Origin of the sequence: Mesorhizobium sp. B2-2-3 (assembly GCF_006442405.1) — a bacterium.
In the GTDB taxonomy this organism is placed as follows: domain Bacteria; phylum Pseudomonadota; class Alphaproteobacteria; order Rhizobiales; family Rhizobiaceae; genus Mesorhizobium.
The window spans coordinates 150253-175594 of the sequence record NZ_VFWC01000006.1 but is presented as its reverse complement, the minus strand read 5'-3'; the positions used below and the strand labels follow the sequence as shown (position 1 = coordinate 175594).

The window sequence follows — 25342 nt, the reverse complement described above, 5'->3', positions numbered from 1 at the left end:
GATGACGGCCGCCCTCACCCATCTCGGCCCGCAGGGCCAGGCCAACATGGTCGATGTCGGCGGCAAGGACGAAACGACGCGCACCGCTGTCGCCGAGGGTTTCGTCTCGATGCGGCCCGAGACGCTGAAGATGATCCTGGCCGGCAATGCCAAGAAAGGCGATGTGCTGGGCACCGCGCGCATAGCCGGCATCATGGCAGCGAAGAAGACGCATGAGCTGATCCCGCTCTGCCATCCGCTGCTCTTGACCAAGGTCTCCGTCGACATTGAGCCCGATCCTGCCCTGCCCGGACTGAAGATCGTTGCGCTGGCGCGCGTCACCGGCAAGACCGGCGTCGAGATGGAAGCGCTCACCGCGGCTTCGGTTGCCTGCCTGACCATTTACGACATGGCCAAGGCGGTCGACCGTGCCATGGTCATCACCGGCATCCGGTTGGTCGAAAAGACCGGCGGCAAGTCGGGCGACTACAAAGCCGCTGGCGAAGATGGGGCGGTCGCCTGATGGCGCTGCTTCCGGTCGCAGCAGCGCTCGAACGCCTGCTGGAGGGTGCTGCGCCGCTTGCGAGCGAAAGCGTTTCGCTCCTCGAGGCCGTGGATCGCGTTCTCGCGGAACCGGTGGTGGCGTTGCGCACCCAACCGCCCTTCAACGCCTCTGCCATGGACGGATACGCGGTCCGCGCTGTCGATGTCGCGTCCGTGCCGTCCCGGCTTTCGGTGATGGGCGTGGCGGCGGCCGGGCGCGGCTTTGACGGCGCCGTCGGCAAGGCGCAGGCCGTGCGCATCTTCACCGGTGCTCCGCTGCCGCAAGGCGCAGACACCATCGTCATCCAGGAAAACGTTCGTGACCTCGGCGGCGGCAGCATCGAGGTGGTCGAACCGACGGCCGAGGGGCGCAACATCCGCCGCTTCGGGCTCGATTTCTCCGAGGGCGACATCCTGCTGGAAAAAGGCCGCGTGCTCGATCCGGCAGCACTGTCGCTTGTCGCCTCGGCCAACCATCCCCGGGTGGGCGTCGTAAAGCGGCCGCTGGTTGCCATCATCGCCACCGGCGACGAGCTGCTGCCGCCCGGCAGCGAACTCGGCCCCGACCAGATCATTTCGTCAAACGCCTATGGCGTCGCCGCCGCCGCGCAATCGGTCGGCGCGCATGCGCTTGATCTCGGCATTGCCGCTGATCGCGAGGAAGCCATCGCGGCGCTGGTCAGGAAAGCGGTCGCGGCCGGCGCTGATGTCATCGTCACGCTTGGCGGCGCCTCGGTCGGCGACCACGATCTGATCCATGACGTGCTGACCGGCGAAGGCATGACGCTCGGTTTCTGGAAGATCGCCATGCGTCCCGGCAAGCCGCTGATGTTCGGCCGCCTCGGCGACATCAGGTGCATCGGCCTGCCCGGCAATCCGGTGGCGAGCCTCGTCTGCTCGCAACTGTTCCTGAAACCGCTCCTGGCACGCCTCGGCGGCCGCGATTTCCGGCAAGATATTCGTCAGGCAAGGCTGGGCGCCGCCATGCAGGCCAATGATCTGCGCCAGGACTATGTGCGGGCGGTGGTCAGGCAAGAGGCCGGCATGCTGGTGGCAACCCCTTTCAGCATCCAGGATTCCTCGATGCTGAGGATACTGGCCGACGCCAACGGACTGATCGTGCGCGAACCGTCTGCGTCCGCCGCGGCTGTAGGAAATGCCTGCAGCGTTATAATGCTGAGGTGAAGTTTCGCCGTTTTTCTACTCCGCAAGCAAAGTTCGTGTCAGCGGATGGACCGGATCAGCCAGGCCTTCGACAATGTCGTAATGATGTCGGTCCGGCTCGACCACCGCGCTCGTGACGGCACCAAGCCCTGTCCAGATATTGGCCAGCAAGGCGTTCTGGCGCAAGAACTCGGACCGCTCGCCGCCTCCGGCCCAGCACGTGACGCGAGCGCCATCCATGGGCCGCAGCAGCGCCGGGCTTTCCGTCAGCGCCTCGGCTTCATCGATTTTCAGCGCCGCGTTCATGCCGGTGCGCATAAGCGGACGCAGGTCATGCAGGCCCGAAATCGAAACGACGTGGCGTACGCGCCTTGCCACGCCGGCCGCCAGGGGCGTTGATGTCGTCGCCATGCGGCTGGCGAGATGGCCGCCGGCCGAATGCCCGGTCAGCATAAGCGGTCCCCCGACCATCGCCGCCGCCTTGCCGATCGCCGCGCCGATCTCGTGGGAGATGCCGGCGATGCGTATGGCGGGGCAGAGCGTATAGGACGGCATCGCCACGGCAAAGCCGCTGTCAACCGAGCCCTTGGCGAGATGCGACCAGCTATCCTTGTCGGACTCCAGCCAGTAGCCGCCATGGATGAACACGACGAGCCCCTTGGGTGCCCCGGCGGGAAGGAAGAGATCGAGCCGGTTGCGCGGCCTGTCGCCATAGGCGATGTCGAGCTGAGTCTTGCCCTTTGCCGCAAGCGCATCGCGAAATGCCTGCGCCGGTTCGACCCATGCAGCTGGCCAGCGATCGCTGCCGGCGATGTTGGCGCCGTTGGCGTAGGCATTGTCCCAATCGGCAATGCGATGTTCGAGCATCGGCACCCTCCCCCGGACGGCATCGTTTCAGCCGATAGCAATGGCGATCGACAGCGGCAACGTCAATGCTCCGGGGGCAAAACATTTTAGGCTTGAAACAAATTTCGACTGGTGCAATCCTGTGCCTTGTTCAGCGATGGGCGTGAGGCAGACAGGGGCAGCCGAAAATGCTTGGGCCATCAGCGCATATCGACACGTTCACGCGCGATAACCTGCCGCCGCCGGATCAATGGCCGGACTTCCTGCTCGACGGCTTCGACTATCCCGAACGGCTCAATGCCGGCGTCGAACTGACCGACAGGCTGGTCGAGAAAGGGTTGGGCGACCACACCGCGCTGATCGGCAACGGCCGCCGCCGCACCTACAAGGAATTATCCGACTGGACGAACAGGCTGGCGCATGCGCTGGTCGAGAATTACGGCGTCAAGCCAGGCAACCGGGTGCTGATCCGCTCGGCCAACAACCCCGCAATGGTGGCCTGCTGGCTGGCCGCCACCAAGGTCGGCGCCGTCGTGGTCAACACGATGCCGATGCTGCGCGCCGGCGAACTCGCCAAGATCGTCGACAAGGCCGAAATCACCACAGCGCTGTGCGACACCAGGCTGATGGACGAGATGACCGCCTGCGCCAAGGACAGCGCGTTCCTCAAGCAGGTCATCGGCTTCGACGGCACCGCCAACCACGACGCCGAACTCGATCGCGCCGCCCTCGACAAGCCCGTGACGTTTACCGCGGTGCAGACCGGGCGTGACGACGTCGCCCTGCTCGGCTTCACCTCAGGCACGACAGGCGTGCCGAAGGCGACGATGCATTTTCACCGCGACCTCCTGATCATCGCCGACGCCTACGCCCGCGAGATCCTGCAGGTGACGCCTGACGACATCTTCGTCGGCTCGCCGCCCCTGGCCTTCACCTTTGGCCTTGGCGGGCTCGCCATCTTCCCGCTGCGTTTCGGCGCCGCGGCGACGCTGCTGGAACAGGCAACGCCGCCCAACATGGTCCACATCATCGAAACCTACAAAGCGACGATCTCCTTCACCGCGCCCACCGCCTATCGCGCAATGCTCAAGGCCATGGACGAAGGGGCCGATTTATCGTCGCTGCGCGTCGCCGTTTCGGCCGGCGAAACCTTGCCGGCGCCGGTGTTCGAGGAATGGACTGAGAAAACCGGAAAGCCGATCCTTGACGGCATCGGCGCCACGGAAATGCTGCATATTTTCATCTCCAACCGCTTCGATGACATGAAGCCTGCCTCCACCGGCAAGGCCGTTGGCGGCTATCAGGCGCGCGTCGTCGACGACGAAATGCGCGAAGTGCCGCGCGGCACCGCGGGCAGGCTCGCGGTGCGGGGACCGACCGGCTGCCGCTACATGGCCGATGCCAGGCAGAGCGACTATGTCCGCGACGGGTGGAACCTCACCGGCGACACGTTCTGGCAGGACGAGGACGGTTTTTTCCACTTCGCAGCGCGCTCCGACGACATGATCGTCAGTGCCGGCTACAACATCGCCGGCCCAGAGGTCGAAGCGGCGCTGCTGGCGCATGCCGATGTCGCCGAATGCGCGGTGGTCGGCGCCGAGGATGCCGAGCGCGGCCAGATCGTCGAGGCTCATGTGGTGCTCGTGCAAGGCGTGGCGCCAGACGCAATGACCGTCAAGCGTCTGCAGGATCACGTCAAGGCCACGATCGCGCCCTACAAATATCCGCGCTCGGTAAAATTCATCGCCGCTTTGCCCAAGACGCAGACCGGCAAGATCCAGCGCTTCCGGCTGCGCGCGGAGAAGATCAATTGAGCAAGCCCTACGACCCGTCCGCCGAGGGCGCGGAAATGTCGTTCAAGGAGCGCATGTCCTACAGCGACTATCTGCATCTGGAAAAGGTGCTCGAGGCGCAGGAGCCGCTTTCGTCAGCCCATGACGAGATGCTGTTCATCATCCAGCACCAGACATCGGAACTCTGGATGAAGCTCGCGCTGCACGAAATCGGCGCCGCAATCCGCTCCATCCGCGCCGACCGTCTCGAACCGAGCTTCAAGATGCTTTCGCGCGTCGCCCGCATCTTCGAGCAGCTCAACAATGCCTGGGACGTGCTGCGCACGATGACGCCCAGCGAATACACCGAGTTCCGCGACGCGCTTGGCCAGTCCTCGGGCTTCCAGTCGTGGCAGTACCGTGCCATCGAGTTCATGGCCGGCAACCGCAATCTCGCAATGCTCGGACCGCACAAGCACCGGCCGGACCTCAGCGAGAAACTGGAGGCGATCCTGGCGCAACCGTCGCTCTACGACGAGGCGCTGCTGCTGCTCGCCCGTAACGGCTTCGACATCGGTGCCGACGCAAGGCGTACGGACTGGCGCGAAACGCGGACCGAGAACGAAGAGGTCCTTGTCGCCTGGCAGATCATCTACCGCGACCCGCAGCGCTACTGGATGTTCTACGAACTCGCCGAGAAGCTGGTCGATTTCGAGGATTATTTCCGCCGTTGGCGCTTCAACCACGTCACCACGGTCGAGCGCATCATCGGTATGAAGCGCGGCACCGGCGGCACATCGGGCGCGTCCTACCTGAAGAAGATGCTGGAGGTGGAGTTGTTCCCGGAGCTGTGGAAGGTCCGCACCCGGCTCTGACGTAGCTTTGCCGACTGCATATCGTTATCCCGAACCCACTGCGCTTTTCTGAGCGACAGGCTCTTAAGTCACCGCCGCCTTGACGGCGAAACGCGCCTCCTGCCACGCGTCCGTGCGCAAAATGTCTTCCAGCACCTCGACAGCCTGCCAGACATCGACATAGCCGACATAAAGCGGCGTAAAGCCGAAGCGAATCGTGGATGGCGCGCGGAAATCGCCGATCACGCCGCGCTCGATCAAGGCCCGCATCACCTGATAGCCATGCGGGTGGAGGAACGACACCTGGCTGCCGCGCTCATTGCCGTCGCGCGGGCCTTCGAGTTCGAGGCCGTAGGCGCCGCATTTTGCCTCGACGAGCTGGATGAACAGATCGGTCAATGCGATGCTCTTCCTGCGCACCTCTGCCATGTCGACGTCGTTCCAGACATCGAGGGCCCCTTTGAGCGCGCGCATCGACAGCACAGGCTGCGTGCCGCAGAGAAACCGGCGGATGCCTGTGCCGGCAGCAAAACCCTGTTCGAAGGCGAAAGGCCGCGCATGGCCCCACCAGCCGCTGAGCGGCTGGCGGACATCGCCATGGTGGCGCTCGGCCGCGTAGATGAAGGCCGGGGCACCTGGGCCTCCATTGAGATATTTGTAGGTGCAGCCGACGGCGAAATCGGCGTTCGAACGGTCGAGCTCGACCGGCAAGGCGCCGGCGGTATGGCAGAGATCCCAGACGATCAGCGCGCCGGCATCATGTGCCGTCCGCGTCAGCGCGGCCATGTCGCGCAACTGCCCGGATTTGTAGTTGACGTGGTTGACCAGGATGACCGCGACCCGCTCGTCGATCAGTTCTTCTATGGTCGGCGCATCGACACCCTCGAGCCGCAGCACCGTGCCCGGCCGCGTCGAGGCAACGCCTTCGGCCATATAGAGATCGGTCGGAAAGCTGTCCCCCTCGGCGACGATGACTGACCTGTCCGGCCGCATCCCGAGTGCCGCATGCAGCACCTTGTAGATGTTGATCGAGGTGGTATCGCAGACCACCGTCTGGCCGGCGGCGGCCCCGATCAGGCGCCCGAGTTGGTCGCCGAGTTCGACCGGCATGTCGAACCAGCCGGCGGTGTTCCAGGCGCGGATGAGATCCTGCGCCCACTCCTGCGTGGCGGCCTTCTGCAGCTCGCCGAACACGGCGGGCGAAGCGGCGCCCAGCGAATTGCCGTCGAGATAGATCACCCCCTGGGGCAAGGTGAAGCGGTCACGCATGGCACGCAGCGGATCCGCGGTGTCCATTGCCTTGATCGCTGCGAGATCGGGAATTTTGCTCATGGTCGCGATGTTCCTCGGTGAGAAGAGCGCCCTGGAAACGGGCCGGCTGTTTTGCCGCCCGGGCAAGGGCTGGCCGCATAGAGGCGCAAGAACAGGGTGAACGCCCGGTGCGATCTTTGCTCGATTTCCGCCCGAGGCAGTTCCTCGAGCACCCCAACGATCCGGCGAACCTGGAGATCGCCGATCAAAAGACTGATGTAGATGTCGGCGGCTTCGGCAGGATCGTCACAGGCGATCAGGCCGGCCCGACTTGCGGTTCGAAGCAGGTCGCCAACAAGCGGCATTATGGTATTGCGGCCGAATTGCGCGATCGATTGGCCAAGCGTGCCTGTATCGTTGACGTCGCCGGCCGCGGCGCGATTGAGCGCCACCGCCTTGTCGCCCGTCACGAGGGTCAGCAGGACTGGCCCGAGCAAGTTCAGGGTTTCGAGCGGATCGCGCGCCTGGTGAAGGGCGTCCTCCAGCAGCTTCCTTGCCTCTCCCGCATTGGCTTCGATCAAGGATCGAAACAGGGTCTGCTTGTTGCCGTACCAGTTGTAGAGGGTTTCGTTCGAGGCCGATGCCCGCTTGGCGATAGCAAGCAGGGAGGCGCTCTTGTAGCCGGTTTCCCGGAGCACCGCATAGGCGGCCTCCTCTATCCGTTCGCGTCGCGCGGCCTGCTTCGGCGTGATCATTGGTGTTCCTCTTCGAAAACCGTACATTATTATACGGTTTCGTCAAGCGAACGGGAAGCAAGGAGCGAGCGAACGCAGCCCATCGCGACCAGTGGTGGTGTCTGGCCGTTTTCCGGCGGAAGTTGGCATTTTGGTTTCGTTTCGTTCACGAGCCGCAGGGGTTTCTAATCCGCCCAAACGCACCCCGCACCTGCCGGTCACCCAGCTTGCAGGCTTGTGCCAAGAGTGGAGACCGGTCGGGCCACAGGCCATTAACCAAAATAGTTTCAAAGGGCCCGGGAGCGCATTGACGACGGACCGCGCTGGCAGGATGCTGGCTGCGGGAGGGCATTTCGTTTCCGTCGCCTTAAGAAATTCATTAAACTTTAAATGGTTGCGGAACACAACTGGAACAGATAGTGTTTGTTCTGGGTTTGTTTTCTGATTCTGGTTCCAGACCCTTCGTGCAATGCCTTTGGGGGCCGCCATGCTCACGCGCAAGCAACATGAACTCTTGATGTTCATCCATGAACGGCTGAAGGAAAGCGGCATTCCGCCGTCCTTCGACGAGATGAAGGAAGCGCTGGACCTCGCCTCCAAGTCGGGAATTCATCGGCTGATCACGGCGTTGGAGGAGCGCGGCTTCATTCGCCGCCTGCCCAACCGGGCGCGCGCGCTGGAGGTGCTGCGCCTGCCGGACTCGATCGCGCCGGGTCTTAACGCGGCAAAGAAGTTCTCCCCGAGCGTCATCCAGGGCAGCCTCGGACAGGGCAGCAGCCCTAGCCGGCAGATCAAGCCGGCGACGTCTTCGCGTCTGCCCGCTGTCGGCAATGACGACGATGCGGTTTCAGCGGTGTCGATCCCGGTCATGGGTCGCATCGCAGCGGGTGTGCCGATCGACGCCATCCAGCATCAGACGCATTCCATTTCAGTGCCGCCTGACATGATCATGGGCGGCGAACACTATGCGCTGGAGGTCAAGGGCGATTCGATGATCGAGGCCGGCATTTTCGACGGCGACACGGTCATCATCCGCAATGCCGACACCGCAAGTCCCGGCGAGATCATCGTGGCCCTGGTGGACGAGGAGGAAGCAACGCTTAAGCGCTTCCGCCGAAAGGGTGCTTCGATTGCGCTCGAGGCTGCCAATCCGGCCTATGAAACACGTATTTTCGGACCGGACAGGGTCAAGGTGCAGGGCAAGCTGGTCGGCCTGATCAGGCGCTACTGAGCGGGGTCGGCGGTGGGCTTTTCGGGTTTACGGTAAGGCGGCAGTCCCCTTGCCTCGCGTGAGAATTTTCGCTGTTCGTGCCAAGGCCGATATGGCCTGTCGACGGCAAAGCTGACCCGTGCCGGTGCCGTCGCCGATTGCCGGTCGAAGAAGACGGCGGCACTTCCCTTACGAGCGAGCTGCCGCTTGGTGATGACGAGAACCAGCGGATTGTGGCAGGGGTCGTAGCCCGCGGGGTCGTTGATGACGATCAGATCCGCATAGGAGCAGGCCCTCCAGGCGTCCTTGCGATCCTCCACCTGCGCGATGATCGCCCCCGAGGTATGCCGGGCCATGCACAGGCCCGTGAAGCAATAGAAAGGCGCTCCCGCCGGAAGTTGCGCGGGATCGAAGATGTCGAACTGTCGGTCTCCGCTGTCGAACAGTTCCGGCGCAACGATGGTTTCGGACTTCAGCGCGCGTTTCCAATTATCGACGGTGAATTCGTTCGGGCGCGCCCGGTTGATCGCGAGCTCGCCGCCGCCGATCGGCAACGCCACCAGGCGGGCATCCTCCGAAATCAGCACGTCCGGCGTGCGCGTGTCCGAGACGGTCAACAGGCCGGCGAGCGCGAAGGGAAGTGCCGCCAGCCGCAGCCATGTCGTGGCCATCGTCGCGATGACCAGGGCGATCGCCACCAGAAGGACGGATTGCTGCGAAATCAACCCGACCGCGTCGACCGGCGAGCGTTGCGAGATCCATCCTGATATGGCGATCATCGCGGCCAGTCCCTTGCCCATCAGATAAAGGGATGGTCCATCGAACCCGAACGGCATCAGCAGCGCGCTGGCAACCGCAAGGAACATCACGACAGAAACGATCGGCATGACGGCAAGATTGGCGAACAGGCTGAGCGGCGACACGCGCTGGAAATGCCAGATGGCGAAAAGCGCCGTGGCGCTTCCCGCGATAATCGAGGTCATCGCCAGCCCACCTGTCGCCAGCAGCAATTTTCGCGTCAGCAGGCCAGGCAAGGTCCGTTGCGGCGGCGGGGTCCGCGCTTTGTCGGCTTTGCGATCCGACCAGCCGGCATAGGCGCCGACCAGGGCCGCGGTGGCGGCGAACGACATCTGGAAGCTCGGCCCTACCACCTCGTGCGGCGACACCACGATGACGGCGATCGCCGAAATAGCCAGATTGCGCATGGTGAGTGCCGCCCGATCGAACAGAACGGCGATCAGCATCACCGCCAGCATGATGAAGCTGCGTTCGGCGGCGACAACGACGCCCGAAATGACGAGGTAGGCGGCGATCGAGAAAAGTGCCGCCGCGGCCGCGTATTTCTTGACCGGCCGACGGGAGGAAAAGTTCGGAAACAGCGCGAAGCCGCCACGCAGCAGACCCATGACGGTGCCGGCGACCAGCGCCATGTGCAGCCCGGAAATTGAGATGATGTGGTAGATGCCGGTGCGTCGCATCGCTTCATTGATCTCGTCGGGAATCCCGGCGCGAACACCCACGATCAGCGCCGCGGCGATCTCGCCCTCGGCGCCGCCGATGCTGCCCCTGATATGGTCGGCAATGCTTTCGCGAGCACTCTCGATGGCGGCTGAGAGGGCGGCCCACAACGGCCTGTCATCGGCTGAGACGATTTTGGGGTTGCCGAGAAAGAAGCCGCTGGCGCCTATGCCGGCGAAGTAGCTGTCGAAGGAAAAGTCGTAGCTGTCCGGCCGCACCGGCCCGGTCGGCGGCAACAGCCTGGCATAGCCGGTCACGAGGGAGCCGGCCGTCACTTCAGCCGGCACCTTGCGCGCCGAAAGGCGAACGCGCTCGGGCGCGTAGCGTAGTTTCGGCCGCGCGGTCGATGTCACATCGATGGTCAGCCGGATGCGCCCGGTCTCCATCTGGTCGACCGAAACGACGCGGCCGGTGATTTGCGTGGAGATTTCCGAGCCCAGCATCCGCGTTCCCGCTCGCCACGTCTCGACTTTGCCGGCGAGCATGCCGAGCGCGCACAACAGCGCCGCCATGAAGCACAGATGCGTTTTCGGCCATGAGCGTGAAACGAGCGCGCACAGCGACATCAGGATCGCGACCGCGACAGGCTTGGCAAAGCCCGGCTCCGCCGCCAGCGAAAAATACGCAATCGATCCGCACGCCAGGAACACCGGGACGAGCAGGAAGGCTATGCCCCGATCGAGTTCGAGCTCGGACGCTCTGGCCACGCCGTTGCGCAGACGAGGCCATGAAGCACGGCCGAACTCACGGCGCAGACGCACAGCCGCGCCGGCTGCGGGAATGCCGGGCGGCGTGGAAACATCCGCCGGCGGCGACTTGCCCGGCTGCTGTAGGGGCGGCAACGCCAGCGGCAATGAGGCGGGCGCGGGCATGGCAAAAAGGGAGCGTTCGCTGACGCCGGCAACGACGTCCTCGCCTTCCTCCGCGCCCCGGCCCGCTCCAGCCATCGGGTCTGCCCCTTGCGCCCTCGACACCCTATGCTACATGAACGCGCGACGCGCGAAAGTGCGTGTGATCCGCACCCCGCTCCAGACGTTTCCCGAGAGTTGTATGTCCGACAAGGTTGTCACCCGTTTTGCCCCCTCGCCCACCGGCTACCTGCACATCGGCGGCGCGCGTACGGCGCTCTTCAACTGGCTCTACGCCAAGCACACCGGCGGTACGATGCTGCTGCGCATCGAGGACACCGACCGCGAGCGCTCCACCGATGCGGCGACAGCAGCCATTCTCGAAGGACTGACTTGGCTCGGCCTCACCTGGGACGGCGACGCCGTCTCGCAGTTCGAGCGCGCGCCGCGCCATCGCGAGGTGGCCGAGGAGCTGGTGCGCATGGGCAAGGCTTACTACAGCTACGAGACCCCTGCCGAGCTTGAGGCAATGCGCGACGCGGCGCGGGCCAAGGGCTTGCCGCCGCGCTATGACGGAAGCTGGCGTGACCGCGACCCTTCGCAGGCGCCTCCTGGCGTCAAGGGCGCGATCCGCATCAAGGCGCCGACCAAAGGCGAGACGGTGGTGCATGACCGTGTCCAGGGCGACGTGCGCTTTCCCAACAAGGATCTGGACGACTTCATCATCCTGCGCTCGGACGGCAATCCGACCTACATGCATGCCGTCGTCGTTGACGACCACGACATGGGCGTCACCCACATCATCCGTGGCGACGACCACCTGACCAATGCCGCCCGCCAGACCGTGATCTACAACGCCATGGGCTGGGATGTGCCTTCAATGTCGCACATACCGCTGATCCACGGCGCCGACGGCGCCAAGCTGTCGAAGCGGCACGGCGCGCTGGGCGTGGAGGCCTACCGCGCCATGGGCTACCTGCCCGAAGCGCTGCTCAACTACCTGGCTCGGCTCGGCTGGAGCCACGGCGACGACGAGATCATGTCGATCCAGGACATGATCGCCTGGTTCGATATCGGCGATGTGAACAAGGGCGCCGCCCGCTTCGATTTCGCCAAGCTGGAGGCGCTGAACGGCGTCCACATGCGCCGCATGGGCGATGCCGAGCTGTTCGACATCTTCATCGCCACCTTGCCCTATCTCGAGGGCGGCCCGGCAATGGCCGCACGCCTCGACGACCGGAACAGGGCACAGTTGCTGGCAGCGTTGCCGGGGCTGAAGGAGCGCGCCAAGACGCTGGTCGAGCTTGTCGATGGCGCCGCCTTCCTGTTTGCCGCGCGGCCACTGCCGATCGACGAGAAGGCAGCCCTGCTGCTCAATGACGATGCGCGCAAGGTCCTGCGTGGCGCTCACGACGCCCTCGAGGCGGTTTCAGGCGACTGGACGGCGGCCTCGACTGAAGCCGCGATCCGGGACTATGCGACGGCCGGCGGCCACAAGCTCGGCGCCGTCGCCCAGCCCTTGCGCGCCGCCTTGACCGGCAAGAGCACCTCGCCCGGCGTGTTTGACGTTCTCGCCGTGCTTGGTCGCGAGGAGAGCCTGGCGCGCATCGCGGATCAAATCGATTAGGAGCAATCTGGCCCAAGAAGATTGGCATTGAAAGGCGCGTTTCGCAGTGCAACATTGAGCCTTGGCCCAATCTGGCACGCACTTCCTAAAATGCGGTCGCGAATACGCGCATTCGGTGACTTCGACGTGTCGCTTTGCAGAATTTGCCTTTGCCGGCATGAGGAAACAAGAAGGAGTTTGCAATGACCGAAGCTGCGACAAGACGGGAACTGGGCGGCAAGACCCAGGAAGCCACGGCAAAGCTGGAATTCGCCGGCAAGACGCACGAATTCAAGGTGCGAAGTGGTTCGGTCGGGCCTGACGTCATCGACATCGCCACGCTGTACAGCACCACCGGCGCCTTTACCTACGATCCCGGCTTCACTTCGACGGCAAGCTGCGAGTCCGAGATCACGTTCATCGATGGCGACGCCGGCATTCTCCTGCATCGCGGATATCCGATCGATCAGTTGGCCGAACATGGCGACTTCCTCGAAGTCTGCTATCTCCTGCTCTACGGCGAGCTGCCGACCAAGGCGCAGAAGGACGATTTCGACTACCGCGTGACGCGCCACACCATGGTGCATGAGCAGATGTCGCGCTTCTTCACCGGCTTCCGCCGCGACGCGCATCCGATGGCGGTGATGTGCGGCGTGGTCGGCGCGCTGTCGGCCTTCTATCACGACTCCACCGACATCTCGGATCCTTACCAGCGCATGGTGGCGTCGATGCGGCTGATCGCCAAGATGCCGACGATCGCGGCCATGGCCTACAAATACCATATCGGCCAGCCCTTCATTTACCCGAAGAACGAACTGAATTTCGCCGCCAACTTCCTGCACATGTGCTTTGCCGTGCCGTGCGAGGAATACAAGATCAACCCGGTCCTGGCGCGCGCCATGGAGCGCATCTTCATCCTGCACGCCGACCACGAGCAGAACGCTTCGACCTCTACCGTTCGGCTCGCCGGCTCGTCTGGCGCCAATCCGTTCGCCTGCATCGCCGCCGGCATCGCCTGCCTGTGGGGCCCGGCGCATGGCGGCGCCAACGAAGCGGCGCTGAACATGCTGGGCGAGATCGGCCATGTCGATCACATTCCGGAATTCATCGCCCGCGCCAAGGACAAGGACGATCCGTTCCGGCTGATGGGCTTTGGCCACCGCGTCTACAAGAACTACGATCCGCGCGCCAAGATCATGCAGAAGACCGCGCATGAGGTGCTGGGCGAACTCGGCATCAAGGACGATCCGCTGCTCGACATCGCCATGGAACTGGAGAAGATCGCACTCACCGATCCCTATTTCATCGAGAAGAAGCTCTACCCCAATGTCGACTTCTATTCCGGCATCACGCTGAAGGCGCTGGGCTTCCCCACCACCATGTTCACCGTGCTGTTCGCCGTCGCCCGCACCGTCGGCTGGATCGCGCAGTGGAAGGAGATGATCGAGGATCCGCGCCAGAAGATCGGCCGCCCCCGCCAGCTCTACACCGGCGCGCCGGAGCGAGACTATGTGCCGATCGCGAAGCGGTAAAAAGGAAGAAGTGAATAAGTGAGTAGTCAGTAGTCAGTAGGGAAAGAGCGGTAATCCTACTCACTACTCACTACTCACTACTCACTACTCACTCTCTTGATATACCCCATCACCACCTGCGCGGCGATGTCGCCTGACGACTTGGCGGTTGTCATGCGCCGGGCGATCTCGGCGAACCCGTCCTTCTGCCATCTGCGCATGCCTGTGTCGGCGAACAGCGCTTCGAGCTGGCGGGCCAGATTGTTCGGCTTGACATACTCGTTGTAGAATTCCGGGATCAGCGCCCGATCCGATATCAAATTGGGCAGCAGCGCCGACCAGACCGAAACGAGATATGGCGCCACGATGCGCGCAACCGGGTCCAGCCTGTAGCAGGAGATCATCGGCACGTCAGACAGCGCCAGTTCAAGCGAAACCGTGCCGGACGCGATCAGCGCCGCGTCAGCCTTGCCGAAGGCCTGCCACTTTCGCTCAGGGTCGAGGATGATCTCGGGCTTCTCGTCCCAGCGAGCGACCGCCGAGCGCACGACATCGGCGACATGCGGTACGGTCGGCAACATCAGCCGCAGGCGATGCCCGCGTGCCCGCAGCATCGACACGGTCTCCCCAAACGGCTCGAGCAGCCGCCGCACTTCGCTGCGTCGCGAGCCGGGCAGGACGAGCAGCGTCTTCAGGCGATCCGGCGAAAGATCCCGCGGTTGGGCCTGCGTCCTGGCTGCCGAGAGCACGCCCGCGTCATGGGTGAGGCGATGTCCGACATAGGTCCCTGGCGGTCCGCCGAGCCTGCCTAGCTCCTTCACCTCGAAGGGCAGGATGCAGAGGATGTGGTCGACATAGGGCTTCATCGCCACCGCCCTGCCCGGCCGCCATGCCCAGACGCTGGGACAGACATAGTGGATAATCGGGATGGACGGGTTGGCCGCGCGCACTTTCCTGGCCACGCGCAGCGAAAAGTCGGGGCTGTCGATGGTGATGAGGCAGTCGGGCTTCGCATCCGCGACCGTGCTGGCCAGCTGGCCGATCCGCCGCATCAGCCGCGGCAGGTCACGCAAGATGGCGCTGAAGCCCATGAGGGCGATCTCTCCGGCGTCGAACGGCGAAACCAGCCCGAGCGCCTGCAGATGGCGGCCGCCGAGACCGACGATCTGCACCTCGCGCCCCGTCGACTGCTTGATCGAGCGCACGATGTCGGCGCCAAGCAGGTCGCCGGATTCCTCGCCGGCCACGATTGCGATCTTCAGCGCCTTGTCAGCCATGCGCCGGCTCCGCCGCTGGCAGGCCGACGATGAACAGACCGAGCGCGTTCGCCCGCGACAGCGTTGCCGGCCCTTCCAGGATCAGCGAGCGCCCCGCTTCGACGGCAATGCCGGCAAGCCCCGCCGCATGGGCTGCTTCCACCGTCTGCGGCCCTATCGACGGCAGGTCGGCCCGCAACTCCTGGCCGGGTTTGGCGCATTTGACCAGCACTCCGCGGGTCTTTCCGGCAAGCCTGCCATGGCCGCGCAGCGCGCGCGCTCTTTCGAGCAGGCCGCTCGTGCCTTCGATGCCTTCCAGCGCGATGGCCCGGCCTCCGATCGCAATCGCCGCCTGCCCGATATCAAGCGCGCCGATGGCCTTGGCGGCCAGCCTGGCCGCCTCGATGTCGCGCCAGTCCGATTGCTTTGGTTTCGCCGCGGTCAGTGTGCCTTCGCCGGCGGCCAGTTCGGGAACGACCTCATGCGCGCCGACCACTTTGATGCCCCGCTTCTCCAGGCCGCGTGTCACCACCTTCAAAAGTCCATCATCGCCGCGCGCCAGCGCCATGATCACCGATGGTACGATCGCCAGCAAGCCAAGGCTCGGACGGATGTCGGCCAGCCGGGGCCTGCGTCTGATTTCGCCGGCAAGGACCACATGAGTGATGCCGTGGCGCTTCAGCGTCGCCACCAGTGAACCGATCTGCTCAAGGGCGAGACTGTCGTGTTCGTATCGGAGCAACTCCTGCCGGCGGTCGGCCTCGCCTTCCATCAAGAGGATGAAGGGCGGGTAGCCATGCGCGGCCAGGCCTTGCGCGACTTCCACCGGCAGGCTGCCACCGCCGGCGACGATGCCGACCCTGGCCCCCGGCGAGAGAACGAAATCCGCTGCCGCCGCCTCAGTCTTCGTCATCGCCGTCATCGCCATCGCTCCCCTTGAGCGATGGCACAGCATAGTGCCGCTTGCCGCGACTGGAGATGAAATCGATGATCTTCATGGCGGTCGGTGACGTGGCGAATTCCGCCTTGGCGAATTCGATGTTCTCGCCAACGGTGCGCGAGCGGTCGAATATTGTCTTATAGACCCTGCGCAGCAGATAGATCTCGGATCTTGGCAGACCGGAGCGCTTGAGCCCGATGATGTTGAGGCCGCGCAGGCTGGCCCGATTTCCCGCCGCCATGGCATAGGGAATGACATCACCCACAAAAGCCGAGCACCCGCCAAGAAAAGCGTTGTCGCCTACCCGCACGAATTGATGAACGGCGCTGAGACCGCCGATATAGACGTTGTCGCCGATTTCGCAGTGTCCGCCCAGCGTCGCGCCGTTGGCGAAGGTGGCGTTCTTGCCGACGACGCAGTCATGGGCGATGTGGGCGTAGGCGAGAAAATTGCCATTGTCGCCGACCGTCGTTTCGCCGCGGCTGGTATCGGTGCCAACATGCATGGTGACGCCTTCGCGGATCGTGCAGTTCTCGCCGATGACGAGCGTGGTGCGGCCGCCCTTGTGCTTGGTGTTCTGCGGCGGCCCGCCCAGTATCGCCATCGGATAGACCTTGGTCGACGCGCCGATCGTCGTTGCGCCTATCACCGAGACATGGCTGACCAGTTCGACGCCGTCGCCGATCACGGCATCCGCGCCGACATAGCAGAGCGGTCCTATGCGGACGCCTTGGCCGATTTGAGCGCCTTCCTCCACGACGGAGGAAGGATGGATGGATGTCTTGATTTTCATAAGCATTCGATTGTCAGTCGCCGGTGACCATCATGGCTGAGATCTCAGCCTCGGCGGCCTTGTTGCCGTCGACCAGGGCTTCACAGGCGAATTTGAGCAGGTTGCCGCGTTTCTTGATTTTCTTGACATGGATCTTCAACTGATCGCCGGGAACGACCGGTTTGCGGAACTTGGCGTTGTCGATGGTCAGGAAATAGACCAGCGACGGCTTTTCAGTGCGAAGACTGCGGATGCAGATGGCCCCGGCAGTCTGTGCCATCGCCTCGACGATGAGCACGCCCGGCATGACCGGCTGCTCGGGGAAGTGACCCTGAAAATGCGGCTCGTTTATGGTCACGTTCTTGATGCCGGTGGCGGATTCGTCGCCATCGATGTCGACGATGCGGTCGATCATCAGGAACGGATAGCGATGCGGCAGGAGCTTCATCAGCCCCAATATGTCGACTGCTTCCAGCGTCGTCCCGGTGATGTCAGCCATTGCTCCCCTCGCCCTGTTTGCGGGTCCTGGCGAGCTTGCGCAGCATGGCTATCTCGCGCATGGCTTCCGCCATCGGCTGTGCCGGATAGCCGCCCCAGATCTCGCCCGCGGGCACATTGCTCATGAATCCGCTTCTCGCGGCAAGCTTCGCTCCCGATCCTATAGTCAGGTGATCCGCGAGCCCGACGCCGCCGCCCATGGTGACATTGTCGCCCACGACGACGGAACCGGAGATACCCGAAAGTCCGGCCACGATGCAATTGCGGCCGATGCGGACGTTATGGGCGATCTGCACGAGATTGTCGATCTTGGTGCCTTGGCCGATGATCGTGTCGGACATGGCGCCGCGGTCGACGGTGGAATTGGAACCGATCTCGACGTCGTCCTGGATGATGACGCGGCCGATCTGCGGAACACGTTCCGGCCCCTTGGCGCCGGCAACGAAGCCAAAGCCGTCCTGGCCGATCCGGGCGCCGCCATGGATGATGACGCGGTTGCCGATCAAGGCATACTGGACGCTGGCGCCCGGGCCGATATAGCCGTCACGCCCGATCTGGCAGGAACGGCCGACAACGGCGTGAGGCGCGATGACGGTGCCGGCGCCTATGGACACCGCAGGACCGATCACCGCGCCGGCTTCGACGACGGCACCTTCCTCGACATGTGCGCTCGGATCGATATGGGCATGCGGCGAGATACCGGTTTCACCGGTCATCGGACCAGGTGTCGCGGCCGTCGGAAACAGCAGTCGTCCGACCAGCGCGAATGCCTGTTGCGGACGGGGATGTACAAGGACGGCGATGGCGGCAGGCGCCTTGCCGGCGAACTCCGCCGGACACAGCACCGCGGCCGCCCGCAGCGACGGCATCAGCACGGAATTGCGTTTGCCATCGACGAAAACGAGTGCATTCTCGCCGCCTTCGTTGGCAGGCGCCAGCGCGTCGATGAAAACGCCGGACTGGCCGGAATCGACAAGCACCGAGCCGGTCAGATTCGCGACTTCGCCCGCCGTATACCGGCGTGATGGCGCGAAGAACACCGGATCGGTCATTCCAGAAGCTATATCCAGCTAGATCGGAACATTTTCTCCCGGACCTCAACGACCCGGGAGCATCGTCATCCGCCGGTCAGAAGCGGGTCGATATGCCGAAGTTGAATTCCTGCACGTCGTCCCTCGCTTCTTTCTTGACCGGGATCGCATAGTCGATACGGATCGGGCCGAACGGCGAAGCCCACATCAAGCCGACACCGACCGAGGCGCGCCATTGCATGCCAGTGGACGATTGATCGACCAAGCTCTGGTCGTCGATCTTGCTGCCGTAGAGCGTGGCGGCATCCGCAAAGACCGCGCCGCGCAAGCCGAAGCTCTCCGGAACGACCGGCAGCGGAAACTGCGCTTCCGCCGAGGCGTTGAAATAGGTGGTACCGCCGAGATGATCGCCGCTGGTGCCGGAAGCAATCGGGCCGATGCCGCCATAGGCGAAACCGCGGATCATGCGGTCGGTGCTCTGGAAATGATCGAAAATGCGCAGATCGCCGTCGTTTCCGTAGCCTTCGACATGGCCGGCGCCGCCCGAAAGGAGGCCGACAAGATCGAACTGCTCGGACAGCGTCTGATAGACGCTGCCGCGTCCCGTCACCTTTACGAACTTTGCATCGCCACCGAGACCTGCCACTTCCACGGTTGTGGTGGCATAGATACCCTCATGCGGGTTCTTCATGTCGTCGATGGTGTTGTAGACTAGTCCCAGGCTGACCGACGACTTGATCCACGGGCTTTGATCGATGCCATCCAAGATAGCCTCGGAAACATCACAGCCTGAGTCGGGAACACCGTCCCCGTTGTCGTCGCAACTGTTATCCAGCTCATACTTCTCCCGGGAAATATTATACGCCAGCTGGGTCGAGATGCTGTCGGTGATCGGCAGGCCGAAGCGCACCGTCGCGCCCAACGTATCGCTGTCGTAGTCGTCGTATTCCCTGGTCCGCTTGTAGACATCGAAGCCGGCGGCGATACGGCGCCCGAGGAAATAGGGCTCGGTGAACGAAAGGCTGTAATCGCGCGAGTTCTTGCCGCCACCCGCCGACACCTTGATGAACTGGCCGCGGCCGAGGAAGTTGCGCTCTGTGATCGATCCTTCGACGGACGGACCGGCGGTGTCGCCACCGGTCGAATAGCCGGCGCCGACAGAGAATTCACCGGTCGACTTTTCGACCACGTCGACCACCAGCACGACCTGGTCCGGCGCCGACCCGGGGACCGTCGAAACCTCGACTTTGTCAAAGTAATTGAGATCTTCCAGCCGCTTCTTCGCGCGCTGGATCAGCACCTGGTTGAACGCGTCGCCTTCGCTGACGTCGAACTCGCGGCGGATGACATAGTCGCGCGTGCGGTCATTGCCGCGGATCTCGATGCGCTCGACATAGGCCTTGGTGCCCTGGTCGATGGTGTAGACCACCGAAATCGTATGATTCTCGAAATTGCGGTCGCCACGCGGCGTGACCTGCGCGAAGGCGTAGCCGGAGCCGGCCACCTTCTCGGTCAGGGCAATGATGGTGTCCTCGACGTTCTTGGCGTTGTAGACGTCGCCCTTGTGGGTCTCGACCACCGATTCCAGCGCCTTCGAGTCGACTTCCGGAATCGTGCTTTCGACGCTGATGTCGCCGAACGTATAACGCTCGCCTTCCTGCACGGTGATGGTGACCGTGTACTTGTTGGTCGCGTTGTCGAGCTCACCGACGGCGGACACGACCTGGAAGTCGGCATAGCCGTGATTGTAGTAGAAGCGCCGTAGCAGCTCCTGGTCGGCGCGCAGCTTGTCGTCGTCGTAGACGTCGTCGCGCAGGATGAACGAAACCCAGGACGAGCGCTTGGTCGTGATCACATCCGAGAGGCGGCGGCTCGAATAGGCGCTGTTGCCGACGAAATTGATCGCCGCGATCTGCGTGCGATCACCTTCATTGACATGGAAGACCACGTTCACGCGGTTGTCGCCGAGCTGCATGACCTCGGTGGTCACGGCGGCATCGTCACGGCCGATACGTCTGTAGGCGGCCTTGACCGACTCTACATCGGCGTCGAGCGCCGCCTGCGAGAACGTGCCGCGCGGCTTCAACTGCACGGCAGCCGCAAGCGCGTTGTCCTTGAGCTTCTTGTTGCCCTGGAACAGCACCTGGTTGACGACCTGGTACTCGGAAACCTTGACCACCAACGTCGAACCGACCTGATTGATCTGCACATCCGAGAACAACCCGGTTCCGAACAGCGCCTTGACCGCGCTGTCGATGTCGGAGCTGGAGAAGGATTTGCCCGGCTTGATGGTGATGTAATTGCGGATGGTATCGGCGTCGACACGTTGGTTGCCGCTCACCTCCACCCTGCTGACGACAGCGGCTTCGGCCGCCGATGTGGCAACGAACTGCACTGCGAGCGCACCTGGCACGACCAAAGCCGCGGACAGGGCTGCCGCGGAAGCGGCGCTCAAAAACTTGGATGCTGCCTTCATCGGGCTTAATAACCTTTTCTCGTAGTCCCCACGGCGAGAAAACCGGACGTGCGGTAATTTCTCGTACCGTATTAACCGGATTTTCCCTACACGCAAGGCTTCTGGTTAATTTGTATTTACTTAACCCTGGTGCGTGGCTTTCGCGTCACTCATATCCCCGTGCATGGTAAACGGCGTCTCAACATCGACCATGCCGAAGCCAAATTTCTTCATGATTTCAGCATCCAAACAGATCGTTCCAGAATACGAAACCCATGAAGCCCAAAACCAGAAGCAGACCGGCCCGATAGGCCATTTCCATCATCCGTTCCGACACCGGGCGGCGGATGACGGCCTCCACGCCGTAGAACAGGAGATGGCCGCCGTCGAGGGGGGGAATCGGCAAAAGATTGAGGATGCCGATGCCCACGGACAGCAGCGCAACGAGCTGCACGAGCCATTCGAAGCCGAGCTTCGCCGCCTTGCCGGCCATGTCCGCGATCTTCACCGGGCCGCCGAGCTGGCACTTGTCCTCGCGCCCGACGACGAAACGCTGCAGGAACTGGCCGGTGCGCTGGATGACGTGCCCGGTTTCCTCCACCGCCGCGGCCAACGCGCCGGCGGGGCTGTAGGTGATCAGCCTGGGCTGGCCGAGTTCCTGGTTGTTGACGACGCCGATCACGGCCACCTTGACCTTGTTGCCGAGCGCGTCCTGCTGCTCCATCAGCTGCGGCGTGGCGGTCACGGTCACTTCCTTGCCGTCGCGCAGCATGACGAAGGTGATGCTGTCGCCGGCCCGGCCCGAAACCAGGCGTTGGACGTCACCGAAGGTTTCGATCTTGCTGCCGTCGACGCTGACGAATCGGTCGCCGGGCAGGATGCCGGCTTTCGCCGCCGGGCTGCCGGCGGTCACCTCGGCCACCATGGGTTCCGCGACATAGCGGCCATAGGCTGAAAACAGCACCGAAAAGACGACGATCGTCAGCAGGAAATTGAACAGCGGCCCGGCCACCACCGTCGCCGCCCGCTTCCAGATCGGCTGGGTGTGAAAGGCGACCTTGCGTTCCTCGTCGGTCAGCGTTTCGATCTCTTCCGTCGACGGCTGGCTGGAGGTGGCGTTCATGTCGCCGACGAATTTGACATAGCCGCCAAGCGGTATGGCGCAGAGCTTCCAGCGCGTGCCGTGCCTGTCGTTGAAGCCGAAGAGTTCCGGGCCGAAACCGATCGAAAAGGCCCTGACGCCGATGCCGCACCAGCGGCCAACGAGATAGTGGCCCATCTCGTGGACGAACACGACCACGGTCAGCACGAACAGGAAGGGCACGAGCGTGCCGAGAAGGAAGCCTTCCATGCCGAAGATCGCGTGAAGAATCTCGTTCAACTCAAATCCTCAGTTCTTCCGCGACACCGTTGCGCCGCGACTGTGACATCAATCCAGGCGAATCCAAGGCGCGCCCGCATCGATCGTGGAACGATGCCGCTCAAATGGGAAACAGCCCCTGTGCCGGCTGATCGGCGCCCGCCGAAATCCAGCCGATGACGTATAGGGCGAAAGCCGCCGCGACAAGCCCGTCGACGCGGTCCATGACGCCGCCATGGCCCGGAATGAGCGCGCCCGAATCCTTGCGGCCGTGGCGGCGCTTGACCCAGGATTCCAGGAGGTCGCCAGCCTGGGAGACGATTGAAAGCGCGAGCGCGACGAGACCGAGCATTGGCAGGTTGCCCGCACCGGCGGCGACGGCCAGGATGAGCCCCGCAACGACCCCGCCCACGGCGCCGCCGAGCGCGCCACTTCGCGTCTTGCCGGGAGAGATGGACGGCGCCAGCCTCGGGCCACCGACGGCCCGGCCGACGAAATAGGCAAAGATGTCGGTCGCCCAGACCACCGCGAACAGGAACAGGATGGCGACGAGGCCGGAATGGTCGCCGTCACGCAGAAGCGCAAGGGAAAGACCCGAGACGGCTGCATAGGCAAGGCCGGAGGCATCCCACTGCCCGGCCCCGCGCAGTTGGGCGGCGATGGCCGTGACGGCGACCAGTGCAGCCACTAGAAGCAGCAGCCACAAGGCAGGCAGGCCGGTGATCAGGGCGCCGAGAAACACCAGCAGCAGCGCTTCCGGCAAAAAACCGAGCCCGGTCGTCCCGGAAGGGCGAGACATGCGCGTCCATTCGTAGAAGATCACTGCCGAAATCGCGGCTGAAAGCAGCCGGAACGGCAGGCCGCCGAACCAGGTCAGGCCAAGCGTCGCGATGGCAAGCACGACCGCCGAAAGAACGCGAAGCTGGAGATTGCTCATCCCGCGGCCGGCCGCGAAGCGACATCTTGCGGATCCAGCCCGCCAAAACGGCGTTCGCGCCCGGCGAACTCGCGCAAGGCCTCGGCTAGATGCTCTCGGCTGAAATCGGGCCAATAGCAGGGCAGGAACACAAGCTCGCTATAGGCAGCCTGCCACAGAAGAAAATTGGAAAGGCGAAGCTCACCGCTGGTGCGTATGACCAGTTCGGGATCGGGAATGCCTTGCGTGTCGAGGCAGCCGGCAAAGGATTCGGCGGTGATCGCCTCGCTGTCGAGCTCGCCGCGCGCGACGGCCGAGGCAAGCTTGCGCGCCGTGCGCACGATCTCGTCGCGTCCGCCGTAGTTGAAGGCGATGATCAGCGTCAGCGCCTCGTTGGCCGAGGTCAGCGCTTCGGCTTCTTCCAGCAGGAGCCTGATATCCGGCTGCAGCCCAGCCCTGTCACCGATGATCCTGACGCGCACGCCGCTGCGGTGCAGTTCGGCGAGATCGCGGCGGATGAACAGCTTCAACAGGCCCATCAGGTCGCTGACTTCGGATTTCGGCCGCGACCAGTTTTCCGAAGAGAAGGCATAGACAGTCAGGTAGGAAATGCCGAGATCGGGCGCGGCGCGCACCGTCTTGCGCAGTGCTTCTACGCCCGCGCGATGGCCGGCGAGCCGCGGCATGCCGCGCGCCTTGGCCCAGCGTCCGTTTCCATCCATGATGATCGCGACATGCGCGGGCGTTGCCATGATCTCGCTTTCGGGCCAGCCGCCGGCCAGACCCTAAACCTGCATGATTTCAGCTTCCTTGTCGGAAAGCAGGTGGTCGATGGTGCTGATCGTTTCGTCGGTAAGCTTCTGGACCTGGTCGGAGCGCTTGCGCTGATCGTCTTCGCTGATAACGCCGTCCTTCTCCGCCTTCTTCAGGAAGTCCATGCCGTCGCGGCGCACATGGCGCGCTGCGACACGGGCGTTCTCGGCGTAGCCATGCGAGATCTTGACGAGTTCCTTGCGGCGCTGCTCGTTGAGTTCCGGAAGCGGAATCCTGAGATTGGTGCCGTCCACGATGGGGTTGAACCCCAGATTGGATTCGCGGATGGCGCGATCGACCGCGCCCACCATCGACTTGTCCCAGACCGACACCGAAATCATGCGCGGCTCAGGCACCGTGACATTGGCCACCTGGTTGATCGGCATGCTGGTGCCATAGGCCTGCACCTGGATAGCGTCGAGCAGGTTGCTGGAAGCGCGACCGGTCCGCAGCGAAGCCAGGTCATGCTTGAACGCGGCGATTGCCCCATCCATGCGCCGCTTGAGATCGTCGTACTCACCACTCATCTTAGTCTCCTCGACCCGTCTGACGCGGGTTCACTGCTTTCGGGGCAAGGCCCCGTGTTCGAGCCTGATTTCGAAACCGGTTTTCGCCTTTTCCGCGATCAGGCCCCGGATCAATCGTCCGCGACGACCGTGCAGCGGCCGCCGCCCCTTAGAATATCGCCGAAACCACCTTTTTCGTGGATCGAATAGACGATTATCGGAATGTTGTTTTCGCGCGCAAGTGCAATCGCTGCCGTATCCATGATGGAAAGGCCGCGATTTATCACTTCGGCATGGCTGATGCGCTCGAAACGCGTCGCGTTCGGGTCCTTCTTCGGGTCGGCAGAATAGACGCCGTCGACCTGTGTGCCCTTGAACAGCGCGTCGGCGCCGATTTCAGCGGCGCGAAGTGCCGCGGCCGAATCAGTGGTGAAGAACGGATTGCCGGTGCCGCCGGCAAAGATCACCACCTTGCCCTGGTTCATGTAGGCGGTTGCCTGGCGCTGCGAAAAGCTCTCGCAAAGCTCAGGCATGGCGATCGCGGAAAGAACCACCGCATCGACGCCGATCTTGTTCAGCGAGGTGCGCAGCGCTAGCGAATTGATGACGGTGGCGAGCATACCCATATGGTCGCCGGTGACGCGGTCGCCACCCTTGGAGGCAACCGCCACACCGCGAAAGATATTGCCGCCGCCGATGACGACGCCAACCTCGATGCCGAGCGCGCGGGCTTCGGCGATGTCGCCGGCGATGCGGTCGACGACCGAGACGTCGATGCCGAAATGCTGTTCGCCCATCAACGCTTCACCAGACGCTTTCAGCAAGACACGTCGGTAGAGGGGCTTCACCGTCATCTGGTCCTCGAAAATCTCGGCGCGGCAAATCAGGAGGCGAAACTGCCCCGCTTCGCCTGGCGGCGCTGGCATGATGGTTCGACCCGATACACGAAGGGCGCGGCG

General features: G+C 63.5%; 22 protein-coding genes. 7 read left to right on the top strand and 15 right to left on the bottom strand.

Annotated elements, in window-relative coordinates:
- Position 1 precedes the first annotated feature (1 nt).
- Both moaC and glp read left to right on the top strand, forming a co-directional pair.
- Positions 2-502, top strand: coding sequence for a cyclic pyranopterin monophosphate synthase MoaC (gene moaC, locus FJ951_RS13240; RefSeq protein ID WP_140498660.1), 501 nt, complete (start codon positions 2-4; stop codon positions 500-502).
- On the top strand, positions 502-1707 hold the full coding sequence (gene glp / locus FJ951_RS13235; protein ID WP_140515365.1) for a gephyrin-like molybdotransferase Glp: 1206 nt from the start codon (positions 502-504) through the stop codon (positions 1705-1707). Before moaC ends, glp begins: the two co-directional genes overlap by 1 nt.
- 15 nt (positions 1708-1722) lie before the next feature.
- Here glp and FJ951_RS13230 read toward each other — a convergent pair whose 3' ends face one another.
- Complete coding sequence (locus FJ951_RS13230; protein ID WP_140515364.1) at positions 1723-2553, bottom strand: alpha/beta hydrolase; 831 nt, start codon at positions 2551-2553, stop codon at positions 1723-1725.
- A 167-nt stretch (positions 2554-2720) separates the two neighbouring features.
- Here FJ951_RS13230 and FJ951_RS13225 point away from each other — a divergent pair, with 167 nt between their 5' ends.
- On the top strand, positions 2721-4346 hold the full coding sequence (locus tag FJ951_RS13225; RefSeq protein ID WP_140515363.1) for an AMP-binding protein: 1626 nt from the start codon (positions 2721-2723) through the stop codon (positions 4344-4346).
- Entirely contained in the window at positions 4343-5179 is an 837-nt protein-coding gene (gene kynA / locus FJ951_RS13220; RefSeq protein WP_140498668.1) for a tryptophan 2,3-dioxygenase, read from the top strand. The genes FJ951_RS13225 and kynA overlap by 4 nt, the downstream gene beginning before the upstream one ends.
- A 63-nt stretch (positions 5180-5242) precedes the next feature.
- Here kynA and kynU read toward each other — a convergent pair whose 3' ends face one another.
- Together kynU and FJ951_RS13210 are read right to left on the bottom strand one after the other, a co-directional pair.
- The gene (gene kynU / locus FJ951_RS13215) at positions 5243-6490 is read right to left on the bottom strand and encodes a kynureninase (RefSeq protein WP_140515362.1); all 1248 of its coding nucleotides are present in this window, start codon (positions 6488-6490) and stop codon (positions 5243-5245) included.
- Complete coding sequence (locus FJ951_RS13210) at positions 6487-7164, bottom strand: TetR/AcrR family transcriptional regulator C-terminal domain-containing protein (RefSeq protein ID WP_181172231.1); 678 nt, start codon at positions 7162-7164, stop codon at positions 6487-6489. The genes kynU and FJ951_RS13210 overlap by 4 nt, the downstream gene beginning before the upstream one ends.
- Positions 7165-7630: 466 nt before the next feature.
- Here FJ951_RS13210 and lexA point away from each other — a divergent pair, with 466 nt between their 5' ends.
- A complete protein-coding gene (lexA, locus tag FJ951_RS13205) occupies positions 7631-8374 on the top strand; it encodes a transcriptional repressor LexA (protein ID WP_140515360.1) in 744 nt (247 codons plus the stop codon).
- On the opposite strand, the gene FJ951_RS13200 is transcribed toward lexA, so the two are convergent.
- On the bottom strand, positions 8368-10818 hold the full coding sequence (locus FJ951_RS13200) for a ComEC/Rec2 family competence protein (RefSeq protein WP_140515359.1): 2451 nt from the start codon (positions 10816-10818) through the stop codon (positions 8368-8370). The two genes, lexA and FJ951_RS13200, sit on opposite strands and share 7 nt — an antisense overlap.
- A 103-nt stretch (positions 10819-10921) precedes the next feature.
- Here FJ951_RS13200 and gltX point away from each other — a divergent pair, with 103 nt between their 5' ends.
- Positions 10922-12346: a glutamate--tRNA ligase gene (gene gltX, locus FJ951_RS13195; RefSeq protein WP_140515358.1), complete on the top strand. Its 1425-nt coding sequence runs from the start codon at positions 10922-10924 to the stop codon at positions 12344-12346.
- A gap of 182 nt (positions 12347-12528) precedes the next feature.
- On the top strand, positions 12529-13857 hold the full coding sequence (gltA, locus tag FJ951_RS13190) for a citrate synthase (protein WP_140498678.1): 1329 nt from the start codon (positions 12529-12531) through the stop codon (positions 13855-13857).
- A gap of 77 nt (positions 13858-13934) precedes the next feature.
- Here gltA and lpxB read toward each other — a convergent pair whose 3' ends face one another.
- The 11 genes from lpxB to pyrH form a co-directional block, all read right to left on the bottom strand.
- Positions 13935-15113, bottom strand: a complete 1179-nt coding sequence (gene lpxB / locus FJ951_RS13185) for a lipid-A-disaccharide synthase (RefSeq protein ID WP_140515357.1) — start codon at positions 15111-15113, stop codon at positions 13935-13937.
- Positions 15106-16020 (bottom strand): LpxI family protein, encoded by a 915-nt coding sequence (locus FJ951_RS13180; RefSeq protein WP_140515356.1) that lies wholly within the window; start codon positions 16018-16020, stop codon positions 15106-15108. The genes lpxB and FJ951_RS13180 overlap by 8 nt, the downstream gene beginning before the upstream one ends.
- Positions 15992-16825: an acyl-ACP--UDP-N-acetylglucosamine O-acyltransferase gene (gene lpxA, locus FJ951_RS13175; RefSeq protein WP_140498684.1), complete on the bottom strand. Its 834-nt coding sequence runs from the start codon at positions 16823-16825 to the stop codon at positions 15992-15994. The genes FJ951_RS13180 and lpxA overlap by 29 nt, the downstream gene beginning before the upstream one ends.
- A gap of 13 nt (positions 16826-16838) precedes the next feature.
- The gene (gene fabZ, locus FJ951_RS13170) at positions 16839-17303 is read right to left on the bottom strand and encodes a 3-hydroxyacyl-ACP dehydratase FabZ (RefSeq protein ID WP_140498686.1); all 465 of its coding nucleotides are present in this window, start codon (positions 17301-17303) and stop codon (positions 16839-16841) included.
- A complete protein-coding gene (gene lpxD / locus FJ951_RS13165) occupies positions 17296-18354 on the bottom strand; it encodes a UDP-3-O-(3-hydroxymyristoyl)glucosamine N-acyltransferase (RefSeq protein ID WP_140498688.1) in 1059 nt (352 codons plus the stop codon). Before lpxD ends, fabZ begins: the two co-directional genes overlap by 8 nt.
- A gap of 76 nt (positions 18355-18430) precedes the next feature.
- Complete coding sequence (gene bamA, locus FJ951_RS13160) at positions 18431-20809, bottom strand: outer membrane protein assembly factor BamA (protein ID WP_140498690.1); 2379 nt, start codon at positions 20807-20809, stop codon at positions 18431-18433.
- Between the two features lie 217 nt (positions 20810-21026).
- Positions 21027-22169 (bottom strand): RIP metalloprotease RseP, encoded by a 1143-nt coding sequence (gene rseP, locus FJ951_RS13155; protein ID WP_140498692.1) that lies wholly within the window; start codon positions 22167-22169, stop codon positions 21027-21029.
- 100 nt (positions 22170-22269) lie between these two features.
- Complete coding sequence (locus tag FJ951_RS13150; RefSeq protein ID WP_140498694.1) at positions 22270-23085, bottom strand: phosphatidate cytidylyltransferase; 816 nt, start codon at positions 23083-23085, stop codon at positions 22270-22272.
- Positions 23082-23816, bottom strand: coding sequence for an isoprenyl transferase (locus FJ951_RS13145; protein WP_140515355.1), 735 nt, complete (start codon positions 23814-23816; stop codon positions 23082-23084). The genes FJ951_RS13150 and FJ951_RS13145 overlap by 4 nt, the downstream gene beginning before the upstream one ends.
- Before the next feature lie 33 nt (positions 23817-23849).
- Complete coding sequence (gene frr, locus FJ951_RS13140; RefSeq protein ID WP_140498698.1) at positions 23850-24404, bottom strand: ribosome recycling factor; 555 nt, start codon at positions 24402-24404, stop codon at positions 23850-23852.
- A 110-nt stretch (positions 24405-24514) separates the two neighbouring features.
- Positions 24515-25237 carry a UMP kinase gene (pyrH, locus tag FJ951_RS13135; protein WP_140498986.1) on the bottom strand — a complete coding sequence of 241 codons (723 nt, stop codon included), beginning with the start codon at positions 25235-25237 and terminating at the stop codon, positions 24515-24517.
- Positions 25238-25342: the final 105 nt, after the last annotated feature.